Genomic DNA, 23195 nt, shown 5'->3' on the forward strand with positions numbered 1-23195 from the left:
GGGAAGCCCTGCAAAGTAAACTGGATGGCTTTCTTGCCGCCAAGGATCTGATGGCGCAGGGGATCAAGATCTGATCAAGAGACAGGATGAGGATCGTTTCGCATGATTGAACAAGATGGATTGCACGCAGGTTCTCCGGCCGCTTGGGTGGAGAGGCTATTCGGCTATGACTGGGCACAACAGACAATCGGCTGCTCTGATGCCGCCGTGTTCCGGCTGTCAGCGCAGGGGCGCCCGGTTCTTTTTGTCAAGACCGACCTGTCCGGTGCCCTGAATGAACTGCAGGACGAGGCAGCGCGGCTATCGTGGCTGGCCACGACGGGCGTTCCTTGCGCAGCTGTGCTCGACGTTGTCACTGAAGCGGGAAGGGACTGGCTGCTATTGGGCGAAGTGCCGGGGCAGGATCTCCTGTCATCTCACCTTGCTCCTGCCGAGAAAGTATCCATCATGGCTGATGCAATGCGGCGGCTGCATACGCTTGATCCGGCTACCTGCCCATTCGACCACCAAGCGAAACATCGCATCGAGCGAGCACGTACTCGGATGGAAGCCGGTCTTGTCGATCAGGATGATCTGGACGAAGAGCATCAGGGGCTCGCGCCAGCCGAACTGTTCGCCAGGCTCAAGGCGCGCATGCCCGACGGCGAGGATCTCGTCGTGACCCATGGCGATGCCTGCTTGCCGAATATCATGGTGGAAAATGGCCGCTTTTCTGGATTCATCGACTGTGGCCGGCTGGGTGTGGCGGACCGCTATCAGGACATAGCGTTGGCTACCCGTGATATTGCTGAAGAGCTTGGCGGCGAATGGGCTGACCGCTTCCTCGTGCTTTACGGTATCGCCGCTCCCGATTCGCAGCGCATCGCCTTCTATCGCCTTCTTGACGAGTTCTTCTGACCCGGTACCTCAGCGCTAGCGGAGTGTATACTGGCTTACTATGTTGGCACTGATGAGGGTGTCAGTGAAGTGCTTCATGTGGCAGGAGAAAAAAGGCTGCACCGGTGCGTCAGCAGAATATGTGATACAGGATATATTCCGCTTCCTCGCTCACTGACTCGCTACGCTCGGTCGTTCGACTGCGGCGAGCGGAAATGGCTTACGAACGGGGCGGAGATTTCCTGGAAGATGCCAGGAAGATACTTAACAGGGAAGTGAGAGGGCCGCGGCAAAGCCGTTTTTCCATAGGCTCCGCCCCCCTGACAAGCATCACGAAATCTGACGCTCAAATCAGTGGTGGCGAAACCCGACAGGACTATAAAGATACCAGGCGTTTCCCCCTGGCGGCTCCCTCGTGCGCTCTCCTGTTCCTGCCTTTCGGTTTACCGGTGTCATTCCGCTGTTATGGCCGCGTTTGTCTCATTCCACGCCTGACACTCAGTTCCGGGTAGGCAGTTCGCTCCAAGCTGGACTGTATGCACGAACCCCCCGTTCAGTCCGACCGCTGCGCCTTATCCGGTAACTATCGTCTTGAGTCCAACCCGGAAAGACATGCAAAAGCACCACTGGCAGCAGCCACTGGTAATTGATTTAGAGGAGTTAGTCTTGAAGTCATGCGCCGGTTAAGGCTAAACTGAAAGGACAAGTTTTGGTGACTGCGCTCCTCCAAGCCAGTTACCTCGGTTCAAAGAGTTGGTAGCTCAGAGAACCTTCGAAAAACCGCCCTGCAAGGCGGTTTTTTCGTTTTCAGAGCAAGAGATTACGCGCAGACCAAAACGATCTCAAGAAGATCATCTTATTAAGGGGTCTGACGCTCAGTGGAACGAAAACTCACGTTAAGGGATTTTGGTCATGAGATTATCAAAAAGGATCTTCACCTAGATCCTTTTAAATTAAAAATGAAGTTTTAAATCAATCTAAAGTATATATGAGTAAACTTGGTCTGACAGTTACCAATGCTTAATCAGACTAGAGCTTCCATCCGCTTGCCCTCATCTGTTACGCCGGCGGTAGCCGGCCAGCCTCGCAGAGCAGGATTCCCGTTGAGCACCGCCAGGTGCGAATAAGGGACAGTGAAGAAGGAACACCCGCTCGCGGGTGGGCCTACTTCACCTATCCTGCCCGGCTGACGCCGTTGGATACACCAAGGAAAGTCTACACGAACCCTTTGGCAAAATCCTGTATATCGTGCGAATTGTCTAGAATTCGCGAGCTTGAAAATTGCGTGCACCGGACAGCGATCCTGGCCGAGGGACTGTCAATCGGGAGAAACGACTTTGCCTGCTCCCAAGGCCAATGCTTTGCCGAGGCGCTGTGGAAGTGCAGATCGGGCAAGGCCGCGCTGCAACCACCGCCGATCCTGCCGGAGTCAGCGAATTTGGCCACGCCCCCGGACGAGGCCGCCAGTTCGGCCGCGACTAACCCGCTTGCCGGCGCAACCCACCCAATTGGCGCGAGGACGCCCGATATAGAGCGCGTCATTGCTGCCATGGAAAGATGTGGCTGGGTGCAGGCAAAGGCAGCGCGCTTGCTTGGGCTGACCCCGCGCCAGATTGGCTACGTGCTGAGGAAATACGGCGTCGAGATCAAGCGTCTTTGAAAGCATGACCCTGGGCATGAGCTGAGCCGCTTAGCGCCTTGGCGCCGCGCAGCGATGCAGATCCGCGTCCGCGTCAACTCGATTCGACCGAGGACAGCCTGGCTGAATTCCCATCTCAGCCGGCGCTGCGCCCATTGTGTGAAAGGCAACCCTGCCATCGTCAATCCCGTCCGCCATGTTGCTCTCGTTGCGAGCTCATACGGATGCCCCCTGTGTGACTGAAACGGAGTTAAATATGTCCGACGCAAAACTGCAAACTGTGCTTTCGGCTCTTTCGCAAGTGACACGACAGTTGGATGCTCTGCCGTCCAACGGACCAGCGCCGGACGCAAATTTTATCAAGCTGAATACGAATGAGAACCCGTTTCCGTTGCCGCCAATCATAATGCAAAGTGCAGTGGCGGCCCTCAAGCGCCAGTATCTATATCCGGATGACGATAACTTCAGATTGAGGGAAGCAGCGTCCAGCACCTATGGCGTTTCCAGGGATCAGGTCATCGCTGGCAACGGGTCGTCTGAACTGCTCGGACTGATCTACAGAGCTTTCCTCGCACCCGGCGACAAGGTTGCGATGATGTCGCCAGGGTTTTCGTTCAACCGCAAACTTGCCATGCTTCAGGGCGCTGAGTTCCTCGAAATCGGATGTCAAGCTCATTCCCTGCCAATGGAGCAATTGCTTTCCGGTGCGGCAAAAGATGCCAAGTTTATTATGTTGGCCAATCCAAACAATCCGACCGGAACATTCCTCCCGATAAGCGATATCGAATGCCTCGTAGCACAATCGGACCGCTTGATTGTCCTCGATGAGGCCTACGTCGACTTTGCACCCGATCACGGACTGCGCCTCATCAGCCGGTATTCGAACCTTCTGATCTTGAGGTCATTCTCGAAAAGCTATGCCGCCGCTGGCATTCGCGTCGGTTTCGGTTTCGGTCACCCTGAAATTATTGGAAGGCTGCGAAACATCCAGAACGTCTTCAACATGAACGTGATCGGGCATGCCGTTGGTATCAGCGTGCTTGCGCATCGCGGCGCCTACGCAGACAACCACAAGCACATCAAGGATGAACGAGAGCGAGTGACAGTTGCACTATCGCAACTCGGATTTTCCGTAACACCCTCCCGCGCAAATTTCTTGCTGGCCCGTGTGCCCGCGGGACAGGACGGCTCATGGTGGCAAGCAGCATTGGAGAGGCAAAAGATACTTGTCGCGTTTTTTCCAGACAAAGGCTTGGAACACTGTATCCGCGTCAGCATCGGCACAAAAGAGCAGATGGATGAATTTCTTGCCGCCGCTGGCGACATTGCTGGAAGCTTAACGGTGCCAAGCTCCAGGGGCAGGGAAGCGTCAGGCTCTGCTTCTTCGTTACGCTGACGCTAATCGGCGATCAAACACATCTCTTCCGACTTGCTTGGTGATCCCAGCAAGAAAACAGCCTTCTTTTAAAATCGGGGACTTAAAGAGTGACAAACGTCTTTCCTTCAAACCTGGCTTTCGGCATCTTCGATCATTTGGATGAGGATGGCCGCGATATAGGCCGGCAGTACGAAGATCGCCTCATATTAGCAGAGGCGTGCGATCAGCTAGGGTTCTATGCCTATCATCTCGCAGAACACCACTGTACTCCCCATGGGAGAGGTCCATCGCCGAATCTGTTCTTATCGAGCGTCGCCCAGCGCACCCGGCGCTTGCGTCTCGGACCCTTGGTGATGCTGCTTGCGCTTTATCATCCGCTGCGTGCGTTCGAAGAGATCTGTATGCTGGACCAGTTGAGCGGTGGCAGGCTCGAACTGGGCATAGGGCGCGGTGCTCTCCCGACCGAATTGGGCTACTTCGGGATTGGTGCGGACGCGGTGCCGGGCCGTTATGCCGAAGCCAGCGAAATTCTTATGGAAATACTTGTTAATTCGAGGGAGGTCGGCACGCTATGCTATCAAGGCCGCCATTTTGATCTCAATGACGTTCCTTTGACGCTAAGACCTCATCAGCGTCCACATCCGCCCACATGGGTCGCTGCCAATCGACCCGAGTCCGCAGCTTGGGCCGCTGCGAATGGAACAAATATCGCGTGTGTAGGACCTTCCTCTTCTGTTCGCAAAACTACTGATGCGTTCCGCGCCTATCGAGAGGACAACGCAGGCGGGGGGGATCAAGGGAGATTTGTCGGATTGCTCCGCATGGTCGTGATTGGGCGTTGTGACACACATGCCTATTCGCTCGCGGCACCTGCTTACGCACGCTGGCTCAAGAGCTTCCAATTCCTTTACGAGCTTAACGCTATCCCCACTCCACCAAACTTGCCGCTGACCTTCGATGCGGCAGTCGAGAGTGAATTGTGCGTGGTAGGATCAGCAGAGTCTGTGCGAAAAGCTCTGCTAGATCAGTTGGAAGAGGCAGGTGCCAACTACCTGCTTTGTCAAATGGCATTTGGAAATCTGCCGCTAGATGCTTCCCTTTACACCGCGACGACCATTCAGTCCGAAATCATGGCTCGACTTGGCTGACCATGAAATTCGCGGCCTGAGGTTACATCCTTGTGCAGCGCTCCTCACACCCACGTGCTCGAGCGTGCGCGTGGTGGGGCGGGCAATCGGGAGGAGGCCAAACTGACGACGAGGAGGCGGCACAGAATACCAGCTTTGTGCGTTGGCTGGCGTCTGGGCCATCGTGTGAACATGCACGATCCTAAGGAGAGGGTAGCCGAGCGCGTCGCGATGCCGGCACGCGCCTGCTCGTCGCGCTGGCGCTAGTCGTTGCCCATAGCCAGCCGCAGGAGGTTCTTCTCGCCCGGGGCGGCGTCGGTGCGGCGCCCACTAATCCAGCTTCATCAGCGGCCCGTCGGTAGCAAAGCCGTCACTCGCTACGGCGCTATTGAGGGCGCGCTCGCGAGCGGCTTTGCGACGCCCAGCCAACACCTCGAGCGAGCTCGCCCGATGATGGTGGTGCACCGCGGTCGGATACGATGCTGGAGGAAATCGTTCGCAGCCGGTCTTCACGAACTGCGAGGAGTGCTCGTTCTTGAATGCTGGCTGCTGGCCGGACGCGGTGGCCTGAGTGGTCTGCCGACACGCCCGAAAGCCAACGCCACTACCACAAGGCCGCCAAGATGTCAGGTCTGAGAGCCAGCTTGGACGGTGGTATCGTGTTCGGGAAGGTCGTCGAAGGAGGCGTAGTTGAGATAGTAGAGTTTGGAATACAGGCCGCCCATGGCTATTAGCTCATCGTGGTTGCCAGTCGCAACAACTTGGCCATTCTGAAGCACGATGATGCGGTCGGCCCCCCGGACCGTGGCGAGACGGTGGGCGATGACGAGGCCAGTCCGCCCTTCAAGCAGCTTGATCAGAGCCTTCTGAATCTGCAATTCCGTGTAGCTGTCGATGTTGGCGGTAGCTTCGTCGAGCACGAGGATCTTGGCGTCAGCGACGAGGGCGCGGGCGAAACTGATAAGCTGGCGCTGGCCGAGAGATAAGTTGTCGCCGCGTTCGCCAAGTTGGGTCTCATACCCGTCGGCGAGGCTCATGACGAAGTCATGCGCGCCGACGGCCTTGGCCGCCTCGATCACCTTGTCGCGCGTGGCTTCCGTCTTCTGGTATCGAATGTTCTCGAAGACCGTCCCGGTGAACAGGAATGGCTCCTGCAGCACCATGGCGACCTGGCGGCCGAGCGATTCCTGGGTGAGGTCGCGTACATCATGTCCGCCGACCAGCACCTGACCCTGCTGAACATCATAGAAGCGGTGGACCAGGGCCATCGAACTCGATTTGCCAGAACCGCTCGGTCCGACTATTGCGACCGTCTCGCCCGGATTGACCTTGAACGAGACATTTTTCAGAACCGAACGGTTCGGATCGTAGCCGAAGGTGACGTCCCTAAACTCGACCGAGCCGTCCATTTCGGGCGAAAGCACCTCGGCATTGGGTTTGTCCTTAACATCGATCTTGACGTCGAGCACATCGGTCAGGCGCTTGCCTGAGGCCATGGCGCGCTGCATGACCGAATATTGCAGGGTGAGTGAGCGGATCGGGTCAAAGAAGCGCTGGATGTAAAATAGGTAGGCTACCAACACGCCCACATCTATACGGCTATTCATGACCATCGAGCCGCCGACCACAATAACGGCGGCCAAGGCGAGGCCGGTGATGCCATCGACGATGGGCACCATGACCAGTGCATATCTGGCAGCGATCAGGTGGGTCCTGAGGTTGGCATGGGCCCGATCGTCAAAAAGACTGAAATTCACCTGCTGGCGGTCCATTGACTGTATGGTCCGCACGCCGTGAATGGCTTCGGCCAGCGCGCCATTGACGACGGAATTGGTTTCGTGTGCAGCCATGAAGGCGTCGCGGGCACGCGGCAACCAGACAATGCGGACGATCACCAGGATCGGCAGAACCGATAGCGTCAGGAGGCCGAGGCGAAAGTCGAGCCACAGCATTACGAAAACGATGCCGAAGAGAAGCGCAACATCGCCTAGGGAATATACCGAGGTTTCCAGGAACTCCTGTATGGAGTTAACGTCGCCTTGCAGGCGCGACATCAGGCGTCCGACCTCGGTCTTGTCCATGAAAGAGAGCGAAACCTTTTGCAGATGGCCAAACATGGCGCGGCGGATGTCGAACAGGACAGTTTCGGCCATTTTCCCATCCAAGGCTTCCTGCATGTAGCCGGCGGCGAAATTGACCAAAATCGCCGAAAGGAACGCGCCGACGGCCGCAAGCTGGGCTGAGCGATCGGGCCTTGCCGGGTTCATGCCGAGGTCGATCGCGTAGCGGATGATCAAGGGGATGAGAAGCTGCGTCCCGGTGAAGATCAGCATCGCGACAATCGTGACAACTACCTTTGCCCGGTAGGGATGGACGAAGCCCCAGATGCGACGGAGGATGCTCTTGTCGAAAGCCCGGCCGAACATCTCCTCCTCGATCCGGTGCGAGCCGACGACCGCGCGCGGAGGGCGTCTCCCGTCGTCACGTTCGGCTTCGAGTTCGCCGCGGCCCTGGTCCATCAGCGGGCGCCCCCATCCTGGCTAATAATGCTATCACCCGGGCGCGTCTGGAGATCGTAAAGGGCCCTGTAGCGTCCCCGCTTCGCCAGAAGCTCTTCATGCGTGCCGCGTTCTACGATTTCGCCTTTATCGACAAAAAGGATTTGATCGGCATGCTTAAGCGCACTCAGCCGGTGCGCGATGATGATCGTCACCCGATCCTTTGCGAAGCGCCGCATCGCCGCGCGAATGCGCAGCTCGGTGCCGGCATCGATCGCGGCCATCGAGTCGTCGAAAATGATGACGGAGGGGCGCAGCATCATGGTGCGAGCAATCGTGAGACGCTGGCGCTGGCCGCCAGAGAGAGAAACGCCGCGTTCGCCCACGACCGTCTCATACCCTGCCGGGAGCCCGAGGATGTAGTCGTGGAGCTGGGCGAATTCTCCAGCGCGTTCAATTCGCTGTCTCTTCGCCCAGGGATCGCCATAAGCGATGTTGTTCTCGATCGTTGTGGTGAATAGGAACGCATCCTGCTGTACAACCGCGACCGCCTTGCGAAGGCTCTCGAGGGTGACATTGCGTACGTCCTGGCCGTCCAACGTGATGGCGCCATCGGTCACGTCGTAAAAGCGGGGGACCAGATGAGCCATCGTCGATTTGCCGGAACCCGGCGGACCGACGATCGCGATCGTCTCGCCTCTCCGGGCCTCAAAGCTGAGGTTCTTCAGAATGGCGCGGTTTTCGGCGTTGGGGTAGGCAAATGAGACATTGTGGAAGCGCAGAGTGCCGTCACTTATCTCAAGCGGTCTGGCCTCGAGAGCATCCCTGATTGTGATCTCCTGATCGAGGAGACCGAAAAGCCGCGAACCGCAGCTAGAAGCGCGGGCAAACGCATTGACCATGAGACCGATCTGGCGGACTGGCATTTGCAGCATGGTCATGAAGGTCAGGAAGGTCGCCATGGTTCCGACGCTGATCTCGCCAGCGACGAGCTTGTTGCCACCGATCCCAAGCACCAATCCCATTGAAAAAAAGTAGGACAAGGTCATCGCCGACGTGTTTGGTACGTAGATGTCAACGAGATCGTTGGCGAGGTCGAGCGCGTTCTTGGAAGCGCCGTCGAACTTCAGCATCTCATAGGATTGAGCCGCAAAAGCGCGGACCACACGGATACCTGCGAGATTTTCCTTCATCACGCGGCTTAGTACCGAAAGGCGCTCATAGAGGTCGAGCCAGGTGGCGCGCAGCCTAAGCTGTGTGGTCGATGAGCGCCAAGCGACAAAAGGCACGAAGCTGAGCGCGGCCAAGCCGAGCACGGGATCGGTCGAGATCATCATGTAAGCGCCAATCCCGATCAGCATCGCCAGCAGGAGCACCCGCATGAGCCCGGTGGAAAAATACATCCGCACGCCTTCGAGATCGAGCATTCCGGCGGTTATCAGATCGCCTGAATGGACCCGGTCGTGAAAGGAAAAGCTGAGACGCTGGATCTTGTCGTAGTAGGCGAGCCGCAATTCGTACGCGACATGATGCCCGACGGCTTCGGCAAAATAGTTCTGCGCCATCGTGAAAACGCCGCGTAGCGCGCTGACGGCGAGCAGCAGGAGAGCCGGGGCCCAGAGCGCTTGTCCTGCCGCGGCCCCCGCGACACCGCCCCCGATAGCTGTCTGGGTCTGGTCGACAGCCCGGCCGAGAAGCTGGGGAATGAGCAACTGGAGGATTGCCGCCATGATCGTCGAGCCCATAGCGAGGGCAACCTGCCACGGATGGCGCAGATTCATACGCGTGATGCGCAACAGCGTACTCAAATCCCGGCCCCAGCGCGCCGCTTCAACATGGGCCAACGAATTCAGTGCGTTCGTTGCGCCGCCGACAGCTTCACTGTTCACGGGTGTATTCCCGACTGCATTTTGCGCCTTCGAGGAAAGCCGAAGCAGACATCATCAAAGGCATCCGCCATTGTTAATCCCGTCCTCAACCTGCAGCCGTGCCCGTTCCCACAAGCCGAGCCGCCGCTTGACCTACTGGCATGTCGATCACCGTGATTCCGCTTGCCGCAAGGAAACGCGCTTCGTTTCTGGTCAGGGTTTCGGCGTCCATTACGGTGCAATAGGGACCGCGGGAGCGCTTCATGATCTGTCTGGCGTAGGTGCGCAGCATCTGATCGTTGAAGCGGCAGCCAACGAAGAAAAATCCACGGGTGATGCGCCGTTCCTTCACAGCGTCTGGGATCGGTGTCTGGATATCAATTTCGGACAGGACTTCGACGTAGTCGGAATCTGCGACGAGAAAGTTTTGCGCGGGCGTAATACTCCCGTGAGGTGAATAGAGAACCGTCTTGGCCCCCAATCGGGGATCGAGCTCCCTCCCGGACAAATCGTAGGTTTTCGTCCAAATGTTGCCGATTTCATTCGCGCGCGTGACGCCTTGTATCTCAACGACGTCCGTTCGGCCCGTCTCTACCAGAGCCGTGCGCATCGCGCTGTCATACCAGCTGTCGATGATGAGGGAGAGTGGCAGCCTTGCGAGCCAGGCGTGGAAGGGGGTCGGCCCCACCGGCGCTGCGAATATGTCGGTCATCCAAGCTTGAAGGGTCCGGCGATGCCGGCGCTGTTCGATGAACTGCGCAACCGACCACATATTGGTGCGGATCCTGGAAGGGGCAGGAGCCCGTGCGTTGAGTGCCGCGGCAACAACCTCCGGGGTATGCGGCACAGGCGGTTCCACACAGTTCAACTCAAGAAGACCCGGACCGAGATAGGGGATCACCTCATCGGCGGCGAGCGCTCCCTTCGCCAGGTCAAGCAGCTTTTCAGCAAAACTGTCCCGCACAATGACGAGGTGGCCCGATGTCAGGATCGTGTTCATCTCGTTTCCTCGCGACGCACCTAGGGGCAGCATCAGCCCTCTTCGGAAATCTTCCTTGCCTCGACGGTGATCGGCAGACGCGTATCATGTGGGAGATCGGGTAGGAGGAGCCGCCACCCGTTCCTGAGCGTGACCGTTCCGCCCCACAACTCTTCCTTCTCCAGTTTGATGATCGGCTCTTCGAGGTCCTTTTTGGGGACATACGCCGACAAACCAGCATCGGTCCTGCGGATCATGACTTTCATCTGGCCGTCCCTTCATTGGTATTGCTTTCAGCACTGCAGGGCGCCTCGGCCTTGTCGAGGCTCATCAGTTCACGCGCTCGCATACCGACGACGGTGCCACGGTCGATCCACTCGACCGCATAGATGAAGAACTGCTGGAGAAAGGTGCCAATGTCGCGCACATATCCCTCGTCCCCCTTCCGCACGAGATTTTCGCCGATCTCCCTGCCAGGATAGGTGCCGTCATTCTTTATGTGGCGAGTGGCACGTACCCGCTCTCCCGGCATAAATCGTGGAGGCCTGCGGATTTCGATCTCCTCTTCGCGTCCGAGCGACATGTCCGTTCCCTGATTTCTCTTGCGGCTGAGATTGCGAACAAGGCGTTCCAGGCGTCCTGCGTAGGCAGCCCCCAACCATGTCGGCAGTCCAATGTCCGTTACGCAGGAACGCAGGTCTTCGGCACCGGACATACCGAGGCACATTGCTGCGCATCGAAGACCCCCTCGCATTCGGTGCACTTCTGTGACTCGATCACGTAGCTCTCGCCTTTGAACTTGATCGCGCCCGAAGGACATTCGAATTCGCAGGCGCCGCATTGGGTGCATTGGGATGCGATGATCTTGAAAGCCATTTTAACTCCTGGTCCGAATGAATGAGACAGCTCAGGCCGTCGCCGCGAGTGTGGGGGTCCCAGACGCGGCGATGTAAATCGCGCTGATTGCTGTCTCGATATAGTCATGGGCACAGGCGTCGGTGGCTCTGATTCCGGCCTCCGCGAGCTGATCCTGCGGGCAATTTCCGATCTTGGCGCACAGCACGATATCTATGCCTTGAAGCGCTGCGATGACGCCATCGAGGGCGGCTTCTGCGCCCCAGCCGCCGAGGCAATACTTGTCCACCTTCCGATGCCCGACGAAGCTGATCCCTTTCAGCGAGGCTTGATAAACCTGGAATTCCTTCGCATGGCCGAAATGCTCATTGACGCGGCCGCCGCCCTTGGTCGCTACCGCGAAGAGAAGGGACTTGCCGCGGCTCGCTGCCTTGACCAATCCGATCGCTTCTCTCCTAGCCTCGACGTGATCACGGCGCTCCTCCGCGACCAGCTCCCGATAGGCCTTGCGTTTGCTGGCATCGTAGGTGACCTCGCCGGGAATCCGGTCGACTGTGAATTCCTGGCCACGATCTTCTCCGAGCAGGCCCACGGCATCTGCCCGGCACTGCCGGCAGTGCCGCATCAACTGGGCGCCACCTTCGACACGATCCTGAAGAGCCTTCATCTCCATTGCGTTTGGGCCGCGCTGCCCGCTCAGTCCGTAATGCGTGCCGTGTGCCGGGTCCGAAATCAGCGGCATAAGGTTGTGCAGGAACGCGCCTCGCTCCTTAACCCATCTATTCACCTCGATCAGATGCTCATCGTTCACGCCTGGGATCACCACCGAGTTGATTTTGGTGAGGATGCCCCGCGCGGTCAGCATCTCCAGGCCCAACATCTGCCGTTGGTGCAGGATCCGGGTGGCTTCAATGCCGACGTAGCGGCGATGATCGTGAAAGATCCAAGGATAGATCTTTGCACCGACCTCAGGGTCGACCATGTTGATCGTGATCGTCACGTGATCGACATTCATGTCAGCAAGCTCATCGACACGGTCGGGCAGCGCCAGCCCATTCGTGGATATGCAAAACTTGATGTCTGGGATTTCCCTGGCGACCCTGGCGAAGGTCGCCTTCGTCTTCTTCCAGTCGTAGCAGGCGTCGCCCGGTCCGGCGATGCCGAGCACGGAAAGCTGCGGCACCTCGTTGGCGACCGCGATCACCTTGCGTAGCGCCTGTTCGGGCGTCAGCTTTTCAGAGGCCACCCCAGGCCGGCTTTCGTTGGCGCAGTCATATTTGCGATTGCAGTAGTTGCACTGGATGTTGCAGCCCGGCGCGACCGCGACGTGCATACGCGCGAAATAGTGATGCGCCTCTTCTGAAAAGCAGGGGTGATCCTTGATCTTCTCCCAGACAGCCGGATCCGTGTCGTCGGGCTTTGTCGACGAGCCGCAGGACGAAGACGCGCAGCCACCGGGTTTCATGGTGCCAAGCAACTGGTCACCGAATGTCGTGCTGAGGCTCTCAAGCGAAATTGCCGGTGCAGACATGAACGGCTCCGTTGCTGCGTGATGTCGCAGTTCAAAGCGCAAGAGCTATGCCAGCTCAAAGAGCTGTTTCGGTTCACGAATAGGCTTCTCGTGTCAGATTCCTTCGGATTGCTCCGACACACCTTTGTCGGGCTTACGACAGTGGACAGGCAAATAGGGTCGCGAAGCTAGCAGCCTCGGGCGCGCAGAGTGTGAGCGAGACCACTCCGGGCTGCTTACGCTTGACGTCATCACGACGTCTGGAATTTCTTCACCTTGTTACCATGCCGGCGCAGGGCGTAGCCGATTTTCCAGGGCGTGAGGCCAAGGATACGAGCCGCCCTGGCAAAACCCAACCGGCCTTGTCAATCGCGTCGATCAGCCACTAGCGTTCCGTCAGATGCGGGCGACAAGCGCCATGGTTCGGACGCCGGCCGTAAGGGGGAGATACCTTGCTGCGGAGGCGCCGATGCGACTGGCCGGCAGCCGCAATTCGCTCGATGTGTTACGGCCAGTGGTATGAGGTGGCGAGTGGCTGATTGAGGTGCGTGGGTATTGCCGGCAGTGGCGGCAATCTCCGGCTCTCCTTCAGCGTCCAGACGACGACTTCTCCATCACCCGTCTGCAGAAACGTGGGCAGGACGTTCACGACAATTGGCCAGCGTATGGCGAGCGCAATCTCCAGCTCGCTTGGCGCGGTCAGCACCTTCACATATCGTAGAGTCCCTGAGCGCGGTATCTGCTTAGGTCATGCGTGCGCCGGTCATCCGAATTTAAAGAGGATTCCGAAACCGCCGCGTGGATAGTTCCACTCGATCTCACCAGTCGTCCCGCACAAAATCCGGCAGGTGCCGCACTCCATGCAGCCGTCGGCAGTGATCTCCACTTGACCCTTGTCGTTCAACTCATAACATTTCGCCGGGCAGACGTGGGTCAGCGCGAGCAAATTCGCGCTCGGCTTCTGGTGCGGTCGCACTTTGATGTGCGGGCGGCCGGAATCCACCAAGTAGCGGTTCTGGTAAAGCTTGTCCTCGACACGTGACTTCGTCGCTGCGCTGGTCATTTCGTCTCCCCTCAGCGCCACGCCAATGCAAGGCGGACCGCGTCGCTGACCAGCCCCCAGCGCGAGCGCGCCTTGATGAAGGCCGCCGTGGTCGCCTTTTCCTTCTCGATCTTCGGCGTGCCGTCGACACGCATGAAGTTCTGCGCAGCTTGCGACATCAACCGCGGATAAGTCGTGAAATAATTGCATGAATTGGTGTGGAGCAAGGCCGGCATGTCTTTGTATTTCCTCAGGTCCTTGACCACGAAGGACTTGTCCAGCATGGCTTTGTAAAGGGCGAGATTCCGTTTGTTCATCGGACCGTTGCGGCTCTTGACCTCGACGATTGCCTCAGCCGCAATGCGGCCGGAGGTCATGGCGAGGTTCGAACCCTCGCGGTGAATGGCGTTGTTCAGTTGCGCGGCATCGCCGACCACGACCCAACCATCGCCAAAGAGCTGCGGAATAGCCTTGTAGCCGCCTTCGGGAATGAGGTGTGCGGAATATTCTTTCACTTCCGAGCCGGCGATCAGCGGCCGGATCGAAGGATGGCTCCTCAAGGCATCAAGGAGAACGTAGGGGCTCTCGACCATCGCGGCAAAATCGGAGACGAGGCAGCCAATGCCCAGTGAGATGGACTCCTTGTTGGTATAGAGGAAGCCGAGCCCGGCCATGCTGCGGGAGGTCGTGCCCACCGCCTCGATCACGCAGCCCTCATCGCCCTTTACGCCGAACCGCTGCTCAATGACCTCTTCGGGCAAGAAATGCATTTCCTTGACGGCGAGGGCCACGGTTTGCGGCTTTGGCATCTCGCGCAGGCCGGCTCGAGTGCCAAGCAGGCCGCAGACACCTTCTGCGAGAACGACCACGTCCGCGTAGATGGCTCCGCCCGCCCGGTCTGTGCGGACGCCGATCACCCTGTCATTGGCATCACGGATGAGTTCCGTCACGGTCGTCTCGCACAGAACGGTCGCGCCGGCCGCGCGCACCTTACGCGAAAACCATTTATCGAACTGGGCACGGATGATCGTGTATCGGTTGGGCTTCGCCTCATTGAAGTCGTCCGACCTATAGTGAATCCCTGTATGGGATGTGTCGTCCATCACCCAAAGCCGCTGTTCAACCAAATGCCGCTCGAGAGGCGCATCATCCCGGAAATCCGGGATGATCTTCTCCAGCATGTTCGCGTACATGATGGCACCCTGGACATTCTTGGAGCCCGGATATTCACCGCGCTCCAACTGCAGCACCTTCAGGCCATGGCTGGCCATGGTGTAAGCAGCTGCGTTTCCGGACATGCCTGCCCCAACAACAATGGCGTCGAAGTTTTCCTCGATCATGTCCATCCCCTTAGCTCGAAAGCTTATCGCGACTGTGGGGCGACAGCCGCCGGGTGAAGGCTTCCGTCAGTGCGGGCAGGAAGCGGATCGCGTCGGTGACGATTCCGAGGTGAGCGAAATCGAAAATCGGCGCGTTCGGGTCGGTGTTGATGGCCACGATGAGATCCGCCCCCTCCACGCCAACCCGATGCTGGACGGCGCCGGAAATCCCGGCCGCTATGTAAAGCTTCGGCCGGATCGTCTTGCCAGTTTGGCCGATCTGCCGATCAGCTGGCATCCAGCTCTTCTGGACCAACGGACGCGAACAGCCGTGCTCGGCGCCGATTGCTCGTGCGAGGTTCTTCACAAGCTGCAGGTTCTCCGCCGCGCCAAGACCAAGGCCTCCCGCAACCACGACGTCGGCATAGGCAAGGTTTGCCTTCGCCGACTGATTGTCCGGCAGGAAGCCGAGGACTTTGGTAGCGATCTCGTCCTCGGCAAGCGAAAGCTTGTGCCGGATGACACGCCCGACCGGTTTATCCGTCCGCTGCGGCATGGGCATGACCCTCGGCCGCACGGTCGCCATCTGCGGGCGGAAATTGAGCGTATAGATCGTGCACAACAAGGAACCGCCGAAAGTCGGACGCGTGGCGGCGAGCGAACTGTCGGTATCCACATCGAGTTCGGTGCAGTCGGCCGTGAGCCCCGTCTGCAAGGTCGTCGCCACGGAGCCGGCAAGATCCCTGCCCAGTGTGGTGGCACCGAGAAGAAGGATTTCGGGTTTGTGGGTATCGACCAGATCCGTCAGCGCCTTGGTGAAAGGTTCATTCCGATAGTCGGCGAGCAGGGGCGCCTCGGCGATGTAGACAAGGTCAGCGCCATACGCGAATGCTTCGGCAACGGCGTTCCCGACGGCCTCTCCCGGCGGTCCAAGCACGACGCCTGCAAGCTGGACCTGAAGCTTGTCTGCTAAGTTGCGGCCTTCGCCGAGCAGTTCGAATGACACCGGATGGACCTCGCCACGTTCGAGCTCGATGAAAACCCAAACGTGCCGATAGTCCTTGAAATGGGCGGGCAACTCCTTCTTTATGCCGGCGCGGCCGGCGGCAGGGCGAGGGGTTTCTCCGTTCGCGGTCGACATCGTTTTGCTCCTTGCCGTCACGCGCCGCCGTTAAAGGCGAGCTCATGTTCCAGCGCCGGCTGGCGGGTGAAGATTGCGGTGATGAGTTCGTCAGCGACATCGCGCAAGGCCTTCTCGGCGGTGTCGATTTGTGTCGCCTTTTCAGCTCGAGCAGGAGGGGCGAAAACACGTTTGACGACGGTCGGTGAACCGCGCAGGCCGCATTTGGTGAGATCCTCAATGCCGGCGTCGGCCGCGCTCCATTTCAAGACCTGGCTGCGCGCGGCGCACAAGGCGTCCTGGATCGAGCCCCGGCGGATCTCGTTTGTGCCTTCCAGCATGGTGATGAGGCAAGGGAGCCTGCTCTTCAGCATCTGTGTGCCGCCTTCGGAACGGCGCTCGACCTTGATCTCGCGTGCAGCAAGGTCGACAGAAGGGATCTTCGCGACATAGGTCAGTTGCAGGAGTCCGAGGCGCTTGGCGATGCCGGGCCCGACCTGGGCGGTGTCGCCATCGATCGTCTGCTTGCCGGTGAAGACGAGGTCTGGCGTGCCGAACGTCTCGCCAATCTTCGCGATTGCCTGGGAAAGGGCGAACGAGGTTGCCAGCGTGTCGGAGCCGGCAAAATAGCGGTCGGTCAAGAGCACCGCTCGGTCGGCGCCGTAACCGAGCGCCTTGCGCAGCGCGTCCTCTGCCATGGGCGGACCCATGGTGAGCACAGTGACTTCGCCACCATGGGCGTCGCGCAGTCTGAGCGCTTCTTCGAGGGCGAACAGGTCGTAAGGGTTGATGATGGTCGGAACACCCTGGCGCATGATCGTGTTCGTGACCGGATGGACCCTTATCTGTGCCGAGTCCGGCACCTGCTTGATGCAGATTACGATGTGCATTGGCGGTTTCTCTAGGCTCGTGTCCGGGTCCGGCATTGCGGTTATCTCCTTTGTCCGCATTATTCGTGCCAAGTCTCTTGCGCTCCCCCTTTCCTACAACTTCGGCTGGTTGCTTCTGACGGCGCTGTGGTGATGACCGGATTTGGCGGCTGCTCGACATTGTCGCGTCGCACCGTTGTCGCCGATCATTCCCGTCCGAACCGCTTCAGTACCGAGTCGAACGGAACAAAGGTGTGACCCGGCGCGGCAGGTTTGTTCGGATCGTGGTCCTTGAGCACCTTGAAAATCCGATGCGTGAGCGGCGAGGAAATCGCAAAGTCCTCGTAAGCTCGTTCGAGCGTCGCGCGCACCCTCGCGGCAATCACCTGGTCGGGCAGACCGGAGAAATCTTCTTCGGCGAGGTATTGGCCCACACGCTTCATGATATGGAGCCGCGAGACATTCAGTACCTTCGGGTCATAGGCGACGCCTAGGACTGAGAAGAATTCCTCTGCAGCCGACAAGCGCTTCAGTCGTGCGAGGATGTCGGTGACATCCATGGGGCGGCTGTCAGCGGAACAATTCATTGCATTCTTCCTGGTCGCAAAACTGTGGCCTCTGTGCGCTCGCGCACGGCTGACTTGGACCCGCACAGCTCGATGAGAGATGCCTCGCTGCACATTCCATCGTAGAGCTCGACCAGTCGAGTTGCAGTGACGGTCGATTTGGTCTCGGCCGCCTCGCGTCGGACGCGGGCCACCATCGCGGCTGCCAGATCCGGGTCGAGATCGCGACCGCTTTCGCTCAGCACATGGGCAATCGCAGTGGCGCCGGAATGCTTGCCGATGACGATCCGCCGGCAGCGGCCCACGAGAGTCGGATCGAGCCCCTGATAAGTACGCGAGTCCTTCAGCAGCCCTGCGACGTGAATGCCGGATTCGTGGGTGAAAACATCGGCGCCGACGACCGGCTTAGTGGCTGCGGTCTGCCGGCGGGCGGCCCAAGCCACCTGGGCGGCGAGGCCGGGCAATGCGGTCAGCTCAATGCCGGTGTCTGCGCCGTCGAAGACTGCCATTGCGGCGGCCACCTCCTCCAGCGCGGCATTGCCCGCACGCTCGCCGAGCCCCAGGACGGTGACGGAGGCATGGCGCGCGCCTGCGCGGATCGCAGCCAGCGTGTTGGCGCCAGCAAGTCCGAGATCGTTGTGCGCATGAAATTCAAGGTCGATTGGAGACTGCACCACGAGCTGGGCGACAAGTTCGAAGGTCGAAAACGGGTCGAGAACACCGACTGTGTCGGCCAGCCTCACGCGGCTTGCGCCGGCGCGTGCGGCCGTCTCGATGACGCGGGCGAGATGATCCCGATTGGCCCGCGAGGCATCCTCGCAGCCCACCGCGACGAAGAAGCCGGCATCGGCGGCGCGCCTGACCATATGATCGATGACCTGGAGCGCTCCCGCCTTGTCGAGGCCGAGCTTGGCGGCAAGTTGGATGTCCGACGCAGGCAGCGACAAATTGACCGCTTGGACGCCGCTCTCGATCGCTGCATCGAGATCCAACGACGTCATCCGGCACCAGGCCATGAGCCGAACCGGAAGACGCCGCGCTACCACGGCGCGAATTGTTTCCATCTCGTCGACGCCCATGACCGGCGTGCCGATCTCGATCTCTGTCACGCCGGCCGCCGCAAGAGACTCAGCGATCTCCAGCTTTTCCGTCGTGGTGAAGGCGACGCCCGGCGCCTGCTCGCCATCGCGCAAGGTCGTATCGTTGAGGGAGACATGACCGGTCATGACAGGCAGCCTGTTCTTCTGCGGCTCACGCATAGACCGGACTACCCGGCCCAGAACCGGAAAAGCTGCGCAGCTTCCCCACGATTCCCGGCATGACCTCGAGCACCCGGTCGATGTCCTCTTCGCTGTTGTCCCGCGCCAAGGAGAAGCGGACTGCCGCGTGTGGCGTTTTCATCGCGCTTAGGACATGGCTTGGTTCCAGAGAGCCGGAGGTGCAGGCCGAGCCAGAGGAACACGCGATGCCAATGCGGCTGAGGAGAAGTGGAATTCCATCACTTTCGACATGTTCGAAGGAGATGTTTGCGGTGTTGGGCAACCGTTGCAAGGGATCACCAGTGACACAGGTGCTTGGGATGCGCTGAAGGATCCCGCCCTCCAGGCGATCGCGGAGCGACTTTACCCGTGTGGTCTCGTCGTCCATGAATTTCAAGGCGAGTTCGGCCGCCGTGCCGAGCCCGGCTATGCCGGGCGTATTCTCGGTGCCAGCACGCCGGTTGTGCTCTTGGTGACCCCCCTTGATCAGCGAATGGAAATCGACGCCACGTTTTACGAAAAGCGCACCGATCCCTTTCGGCCCGTGCAGCTTGTGGCCGGAGAGCGACAGCATGTCGATTGCGGTCGACTTCAGGTCCATCGGAAGCTTGCCGACCGCCTGCACAGCATCGGTATGGAATAGGGCGCCCACTTCCTTGGCCAACTCGGAAAGCCTTGCCACGGGGAAGATCACACCAGTCTCGTTGTTCGCCCACATTATTGACACGATTGCAACCTGTGGGGTGAGGGCGGCCATATAGGCGTCGAGATCGAGCCGACCACGGCAATCCACCGGGATCCTGTGCACCTTGAGGCGGCGGGTCTTCTCAAGATGCGCGCAGAGCGTCAGCACGGCGGGATGCTCGACCGCGGACGTCACGATCTCGGTTCGGTTGGGCGCCGCCTTGAGCGCTGAAAGAAGCGCTGCATTGTCGCTTTCTGTCCCACCCGAGGTGAAAGTGATCTCATCCTCGAACTCCGCGCCGATCAGAGCTTGCAACTGCCTCCGCGCCTTTCTCACCGCCGCACTGACTGAGGCGCCAAGAGCGTGTGCCGACGAAGGGTTGCCGAATTGATCCCTAAAGAACGGCAACATCGCTTGCACGACCTCAGGATCGACCCGTGTGGTTGCGTTGTTGTCGAGGTAGACAGGCTTCATAGGTGCGATCCTCAGTTAAACAGAATGACGCGAGCGCTAGACCGACTCGTTGAGCCTCTGGCGCATGCCGTTGATGATCATTTGAACTGGCAGCGCGCGCAGGCGCCCGGAGTGTTTGACGTAAACCGGATCTCCGTCGATATGGACATGTTCGCAGTGGCCGTAGGTCAGCCCGCAGGTAAGGCCGCCCGAACGCGATAACGCTACCGATGAGCCGAATTTGGCGCAGCGGCGCGATTTGTCCGCAAGCAGCTCGGGTGCCACCAGGAACCGAGCTGCTTCGGGAGGCGACGTTCTTTGAATCCTACTGGGAGCGAATGGCGGTCCCGAGATCGGCTTTGACCTTGTCTTATTTTTTAGGACGGGGGCATCTGTTGTGCCGGCCATATAAGTCTCCTCTGCCGCAAAATCACTCTGTCGGCCGCACAGGCGCTTCGGGCGTTTAACTGAAGGACTTGCCGCAGCCGCACTTTTCGCGCGCATTGGGGTTATCGAAGACAAAACCGGAAGATTGGAGCCCGGTGAGGAAGTCGACGGTCATGCCGGCTACATGGGGTTGGGAGCCCGCGTCCACGAACAGCTTGACCCCATCTGTGTCAGTGATCGCGTCGCCCTCGCGCGACACGCTCTCCAGGCCCATTAAGTATTTGAAGCCGGCGCAGCCGCCGGCCTCGACCATAATGCGAAAGCCGTCCGCCGGCTCGCTGGCGCGGGAAAGAGCAGTCTTGAAGGCGGCAACAGCGTTGTCGGTGAGCGTAATCATGGCTCCATTCTCCTCAGTCCGGGACCTGCTTGCCCATCACGTCGCATGCACCGTGCCAAAGCCAAAAAACGTTTCAACACAGCGCGGCATCTCTCACACTGGTGCTTCTTGTGAGTGCATTGCTGAGAAGGTGTCGGCCAATCGACACGTGCTGTCGGGTTTGTCGGGTCAGCCACGAGGGATGTTGGGCCTGAGTTCTTGGTTGAACTCACATCACCAAATACAGAACTTCTTCTGAGCTTGCTCGGCGCAATTGGCACGGTTTTTGAAGCTCCGTTTGGCGAGACGGCAAGAGCATGCCGATCCACAATCATGCGATAGGTGCCATCGCGATGGATGGGGCGAAGCAGGGGACCAACATGTCAGGACCGTGGTCAGATACGCGTTGTTTGGCAAAGCAGCGCCGCCCATGGCATCCGAATGCCCGCTTGGCCGATTGCGACAACATCCACACTCGCTCACCACCGCCCAGTAGCCGCCGACCGGCTCGATGGCATGCCATCGGCATGTGGCTGCTCGCTGGTTTTCGCACGGGTGCGACGCCGTGCGCACGCTGTCCAGCGACACCTTGTTCATGGGCCAGCAGCAGATCAGGATCGAGCATTTCGGCGCGCCTTATCGGCTGAAGATTCCCGGGCAGGGCAGATGATCCTCACACGTCGTAGAAACAGGGGTAAGCATGGACCAACGCGAGAAACCGTCGCCCGACGAAATCCGGCGGGCGTGCAAAGACAATCCGAAGATCCGGGAGCATGATCTCGCCGCTCGATTGGGCATTTCGGAAGCCGAGTTCGTCGCGGCGCATTGTGGTCACGGCGCGGTGCGCATCGAGCCGCGCGTCGATGATCTGCTGACCGGCCTCGAAGCGGTCGGCGAGGTGATGGCGGTCACCAGCAACGAAAGTGCCGTGCACCAAAAGATTGGCGTCTACGGCAAAGTGGTCACCGGCAACATGCATGCCATACTGCTCGGCGACGAGATCGACCTGCGCATCTTCCCGAAAGCGTGGGCGTATGGCTTCGCCGTCGAGAAGCGCGAGGGAGCCGAGATCCGCCGCAGCCTTCAATTCTTTGATGCCACCGGCGAGGCGATGCACAAAGCTCATCTCACGCCCGCCTCGAACCTGCAGGCCTATCAGGATCTGACGGCAGAGCTTGTATCCTCCGACCAGGAGCCGATCATATCGCTCGAGGCGAGCGGGGCGCCCGATAACGCAGTGAGTCCAGACCACGCCAACACGGTCGACGACCTACGCGAGCACTGGGGCCGGCTAAGCGACGTGCATCAGTTCTACCATATGTTGAAGACACTGAAGCTCAGCCGCTGCCAGGCGATGCGTATGGCCGACGAGGATGACGCCTGGGCACTCGACAATGATGCCGTTGGCGCCCTGTTCCAACAGGCGGCCGAAGACGAGATGCCGATCATGTGCTTTGTCGGCAATCGTGGTTGCATTCAGATCCATTCCGGCCCGATCAGGTCGGTCAAGCAGATCGGGCCGCGGATCAATGTGCTCGAAGAGACCTTCCATCTGCATCTTAGGACCCATCTCATCCGCGAGGTCTGGGCCGTGCGCAAGCCGACGAGGGATGGTCACGTCACGTCCATTGAAGCTTATGGCGCGGACGGCAAGATGATCATCCAGTTCTTCGGCACGCGCAAGGAAGGCGAACGCGAGGGCAGCGACTGGCGGTTTCTGGCCGAGAGTTTGCCACGCGTTCCCGGTCCGACCTCCAGGGGTGTGTTGACTGCCGACAGGTCCTCGGATTGAACCGACCGCGATAGGACTCAGCACCACGTTCCGACAGCGGCTCGCGAGCAAATTTAGGTCCATGAGCGGAAAGGACTGCCGTCGTAGCGCATGCGCATGGTCAGGTGATGCACGCCGGAATGGACCGCATTTATACAGTCAAGCTGGTGGCCGACCGGACCGTGCGCACGAGTGCATCGCCGTCTGATCGAAAAGCCTTGCAGCGCCTCCGATAAAACGCATACGCCATCAGCGCCGAACCGAAGCGCGGCTTGACCTTTTTGATACTCGCGCAAGCGCCGTCGGGTCTTCTCGGACCGCACCCGATCCTTGCGCTGGATCGCGTCGTTGCTCAATCCGGGCCGTGCGGGCGATCTACTCGCTCGTCGACCGGCAGGCTGTGCCGCAACAGCCAAGCCGAACAGCCCGATGTCGCGGGCTCGACAAAACCGACCACGGATGTCGGTTGTCGGACGTTGTCATAAGAATGATGGACAGGTGATCATCAGCGGCGGGCCCAGCGCAGGCTGGCATTGCTTGGTGCAGCGCCATGGCTACCCCTATCCGGCACGCGAGTTGCTTCGACAATTTGATCAGCAGGGCAGAGGTGGATTGACC

Annotated in this window: 22 protein-coding genes; 6 read left to right on the forward strand and 16 right to left on the reverse strand. The window is 59.4% G+C overall.

The window, feature by feature from the left end; translation table 11 throughout:
* Nucleotides 1-102: 102 nt before the first annotated feature.
* The 4 genes from AC3EML_RS08370 to AC3EML_RS08385 all read left to right on the forward strand — a co-directional run bounded on the left by AC3EML_RS08370 (nt 103) and on the right by AC3EML_RS08385 (nt 5041).
* Nucleotides 103-897, forward strand: coding sequence for an aminoglycoside O-phosphotransferase APH(3')-IIa (locus AC3EML_RS08370; RefSeq protein WP_000572405.1), 795 nt, complete (start codon nt 103-105; stop codon nt 895-897).
* A gap of 1264 nt (nt 898-2161) precedes the next feature.
* On the forward strand, nt 2162-2536 hold the full coding sequence (locus AC3EML_RS08375) for a helix-turn-helix domain-containing protein (RefSeq protein ID WP_488376751.1): 375 nt from the start codon (nt 2162-2164) through the stop codon (nt 2534-2536).
* A gap of 235 nt (nt 2537-2771) precedes the next feature.
* Nucleotides 2772-3911: a histidinol-phosphate transaminase gene (hisC, locus tag AC3EML_RS08380; RefSeq protein WP_352520145.1), complete on the forward strand. Its 1140-nt coding sequence runs from the start codon at nt 2772-2774 to the stop codon at nt 3909-3911.
* Nucleotides 3912-4000: 89 nt separating this feature from the next.
* The gene (locus AC3EML_RS08385) at nt 4001-5041 is read left to right on the forward strand and encodes an LLM class flavin-dependent oxidoreductase (protein ID WP_031198794.1); all 1041 of its coding nucleotides are present in this window, start codon (nt 4001-4003) and stop codon (nt 5039-5041) included.
* Between the two features lie 605 nt (nt 5042-5646).
* Here the strand turns inward: AC3EML_RS08385 and AC3EML_RS08390 are convergent.
* The 16 genes from AC3EML_RS08390 to AC3EML_RS08465 form a co-directional block, all read right to left on the reverse strand.
* Nucleotides 5647-7539 carry an ABC transporter ATP-binding protein gene (locus AC3EML_RS08390; RefSeq protein ID WP_352520146.1) on the reverse strand — a complete coding sequence of 631 codons (1893 nt, stop codon included), beginning with the start codon at nt 7537-7539 and terminating at the stop codon, nt 5647-5649.
* Nucleotides 7539-9407, reverse strand: a complete 1869-nt coding sequence (locus tag AC3EML_RS08395) for an ABC transporter ATP-binding protein (protein WP_352520147.1) — start codon at nt 9405-9407, stop codon at nt 7539-7541. The genes AC3EML_RS08390 and AC3EML_RS08395 overlap by 1 nt, the downstream gene beginning before the upstream one ends.
* 85 nt (nt 9408-9492) lie before the next feature.
* Nucleotides 9493-10386: an SIR2 family NAD-dependent protein deacylase gene (locus AC3EML_RS08400; protein ID WP_352515287.1), complete on the reverse strand. Its 894-nt coding sequence runs from the start codon at nt 10384-10386 to the stop codon at nt 9493-9495.
* A 32-nt stretch (nt 10387-10418) separates the two neighbouring features.
* The gene (gene nifT / locus AC3EML_RS08405; RefSeq protein ID WP_023672220.1) at nt 10419-10631 is read right to left on the reverse strand and encodes a putative nitrogen fixation protein NifT; all 213 of its coding nucleotides are present in this window, start codon (nt 10629-10631) and stop codon (nt 10419-10421) included.
* Nucleotides 10628-10948: a nitrogen fixation protein NifZ gene (locus AC3EML_RS08410; protein WP_023687354.1), complete on the reverse strand. Its 321-nt coding sequence runs from the start codon at nt 10946-10948 to the stop codon at nt 10628-10630. The genes nifT and AC3EML_RS08410 overlap by 4 nt, the downstream gene beginning before the upstream one ends.
* 98 nt (nt 10949-11046) lie before the next feature.
* Entirely contained in the window at nt 11047-11241 is a 195-nt protein-coding gene (locus tag AC3EML_RS08415) for a 4Fe-4S dicluster domain-containing protein (RefSeq protein WP_023672218.1), read from the reverse strand.
* A gap of 31 nt (nt 11242-11272) precedes the next feature.
* A complete protein-coding gene (nifB, locus tag AC3EML_RS08420) occupies nt 11273-12751 on the reverse strand; it encodes a nitrogenase cofactor biosynthesis protein NifB (RefSeq protein ID WP_352520148.1) in 1479 nt (492 codons plus the stop codon).
* A 742-nt stretch (nt 12752-13493) separates the two neighbouring features.
* On the reverse strand, nt 13494-13793 hold the full coding sequence (locus AC3EML_RS08425; protein WP_023806340.1) for a ferredoxin family protein: 300 nt from the start codon (nt 13791-13793) through the stop codon (nt 13494-13496).
* Nucleotides 13794-13804: 11 nt separating this feature from the next.
* Nucleotides 13805-15112: an FAD-binding protein gene (locus AC3EML_RS08430; protein ID WP_352522079.1), complete on the reverse strand. Its 1308-nt coding sequence runs from the start codon at nt 15110-15112 to the stop codon at nt 13805-13807.
* A 10-nt stretch (nt 15113-15122) separates the two neighbouring features.
* Complete coding sequence (locus tag AC3EML_RS08435) at nt 15123-16232, reverse strand: electron transfer flavoprotein subunit alpha/FixB family protein (RefSeq protein WP_023685019.1); 1110 nt, start codon at nt 16230-16232, stop codon at nt 15123-15125.
* A gap of 17 nt (nt 16233-16249) precedes the next feature.
* Nucleotides 16250-17101, reverse strand: a complete 852-nt coding sequence (locus tag AC3EML_RS08440; RefSeq protein WP_352520149.1) for an electron transfer flavoprotein subunit beta/FixA family protein — start codon at nt 17099-17101, stop codon at nt 16250-16252.
* Between the two features lie 185 nt (nt 17102-17286).
* Nucleotides 17287-17667, reverse strand: a complete 381-nt coding sequence (gene nifW / locus AC3EML_RS08445) for a nitrogenase stabilizing/protective protein NifW (RefSeq protein WP_023687348.1) — start codon at nt 17665-17667, stop codon at nt 17287-17289.
* On the reverse strand, nt 17664-18872 hold the full coding sequence (gene nifV, locus AC3EML_RS08450) for a homocitrate synthase (protein WP_023727119.1): 1209 nt from the start codon (nt 18870-18872) through the stop codon (nt 17664-17666). Before nifV ends, nifW begins: the two co-directional genes overlap by 4 nt.
* 25 nt (nt 18873-18897) lie before the next feature.
* A complete protein-coding gene (gene nifS / locus AC3EML_RS08455) occupies nt 18898-20064 on the reverse strand; it encodes a cysteine desulfurase NifS (protein WP_352522080.1) in 1167 nt (388 codons plus the stop codon).
* Between the two features lie 36 nt (nt 20065-20100).
* Complete coding sequence (locus AC3EML_RS08460; RefSeq protein WP_352520150.1) at nt 20101-20328, reverse strand: hypothetical protein; 228 nt, start codon at nt 20326-20328, stop codon at nt 20101-20103.
* Between the two features lie 178 nt (nt 20329-20506).
* Complete coding sequence (locus AC3EML_RS08465) at nt 20507-20827, reverse strand: HesB/IscA family protein (protein WP_023698282.1); 321 nt, start codon at nt 20825-20827, stop codon at nt 20507-20509.
* A gap of 544 nt (nt 20828-21371) precedes the next feature.
* On the opposite strand from AC3EML_RS08465, the gene hemP reads away from it, so the two are divergent.
* Both hemP and AC3EML_RS08475 read left to right on the forward strand, forming a co-directional pair.
* Nucleotides 21372-21476 carry a hemin uptake protein HemP gene (gene hemP, locus AC3EML_RS08470; RefSeq protein ID WP_023685012.1) on the forward strand — a complete coding sequence of 35 codons (105 nt, stop codon included), beginning with the start codon at nt 21372-21374 and terminating at the stop codon, nt 21474-21476.
* Nucleotides 21477-21506: 30 nt separating this feature from the next.
* Nucleotides 21507-22598, forward strand: coding sequence for a hemin-degrading factor (locus tag AC3EML_RS08475; protein WP_352520151.1), 1092 nt, complete (start codon nt 21507-21509; stop codon nt 22596-22598).
* The last annotated feature ends 597 nt before the right edge of the window (nt 22599-23195 follow it).

It is taken from the genome of Mesorhizobium sp. P170090, from assembly GCF_057786115.1.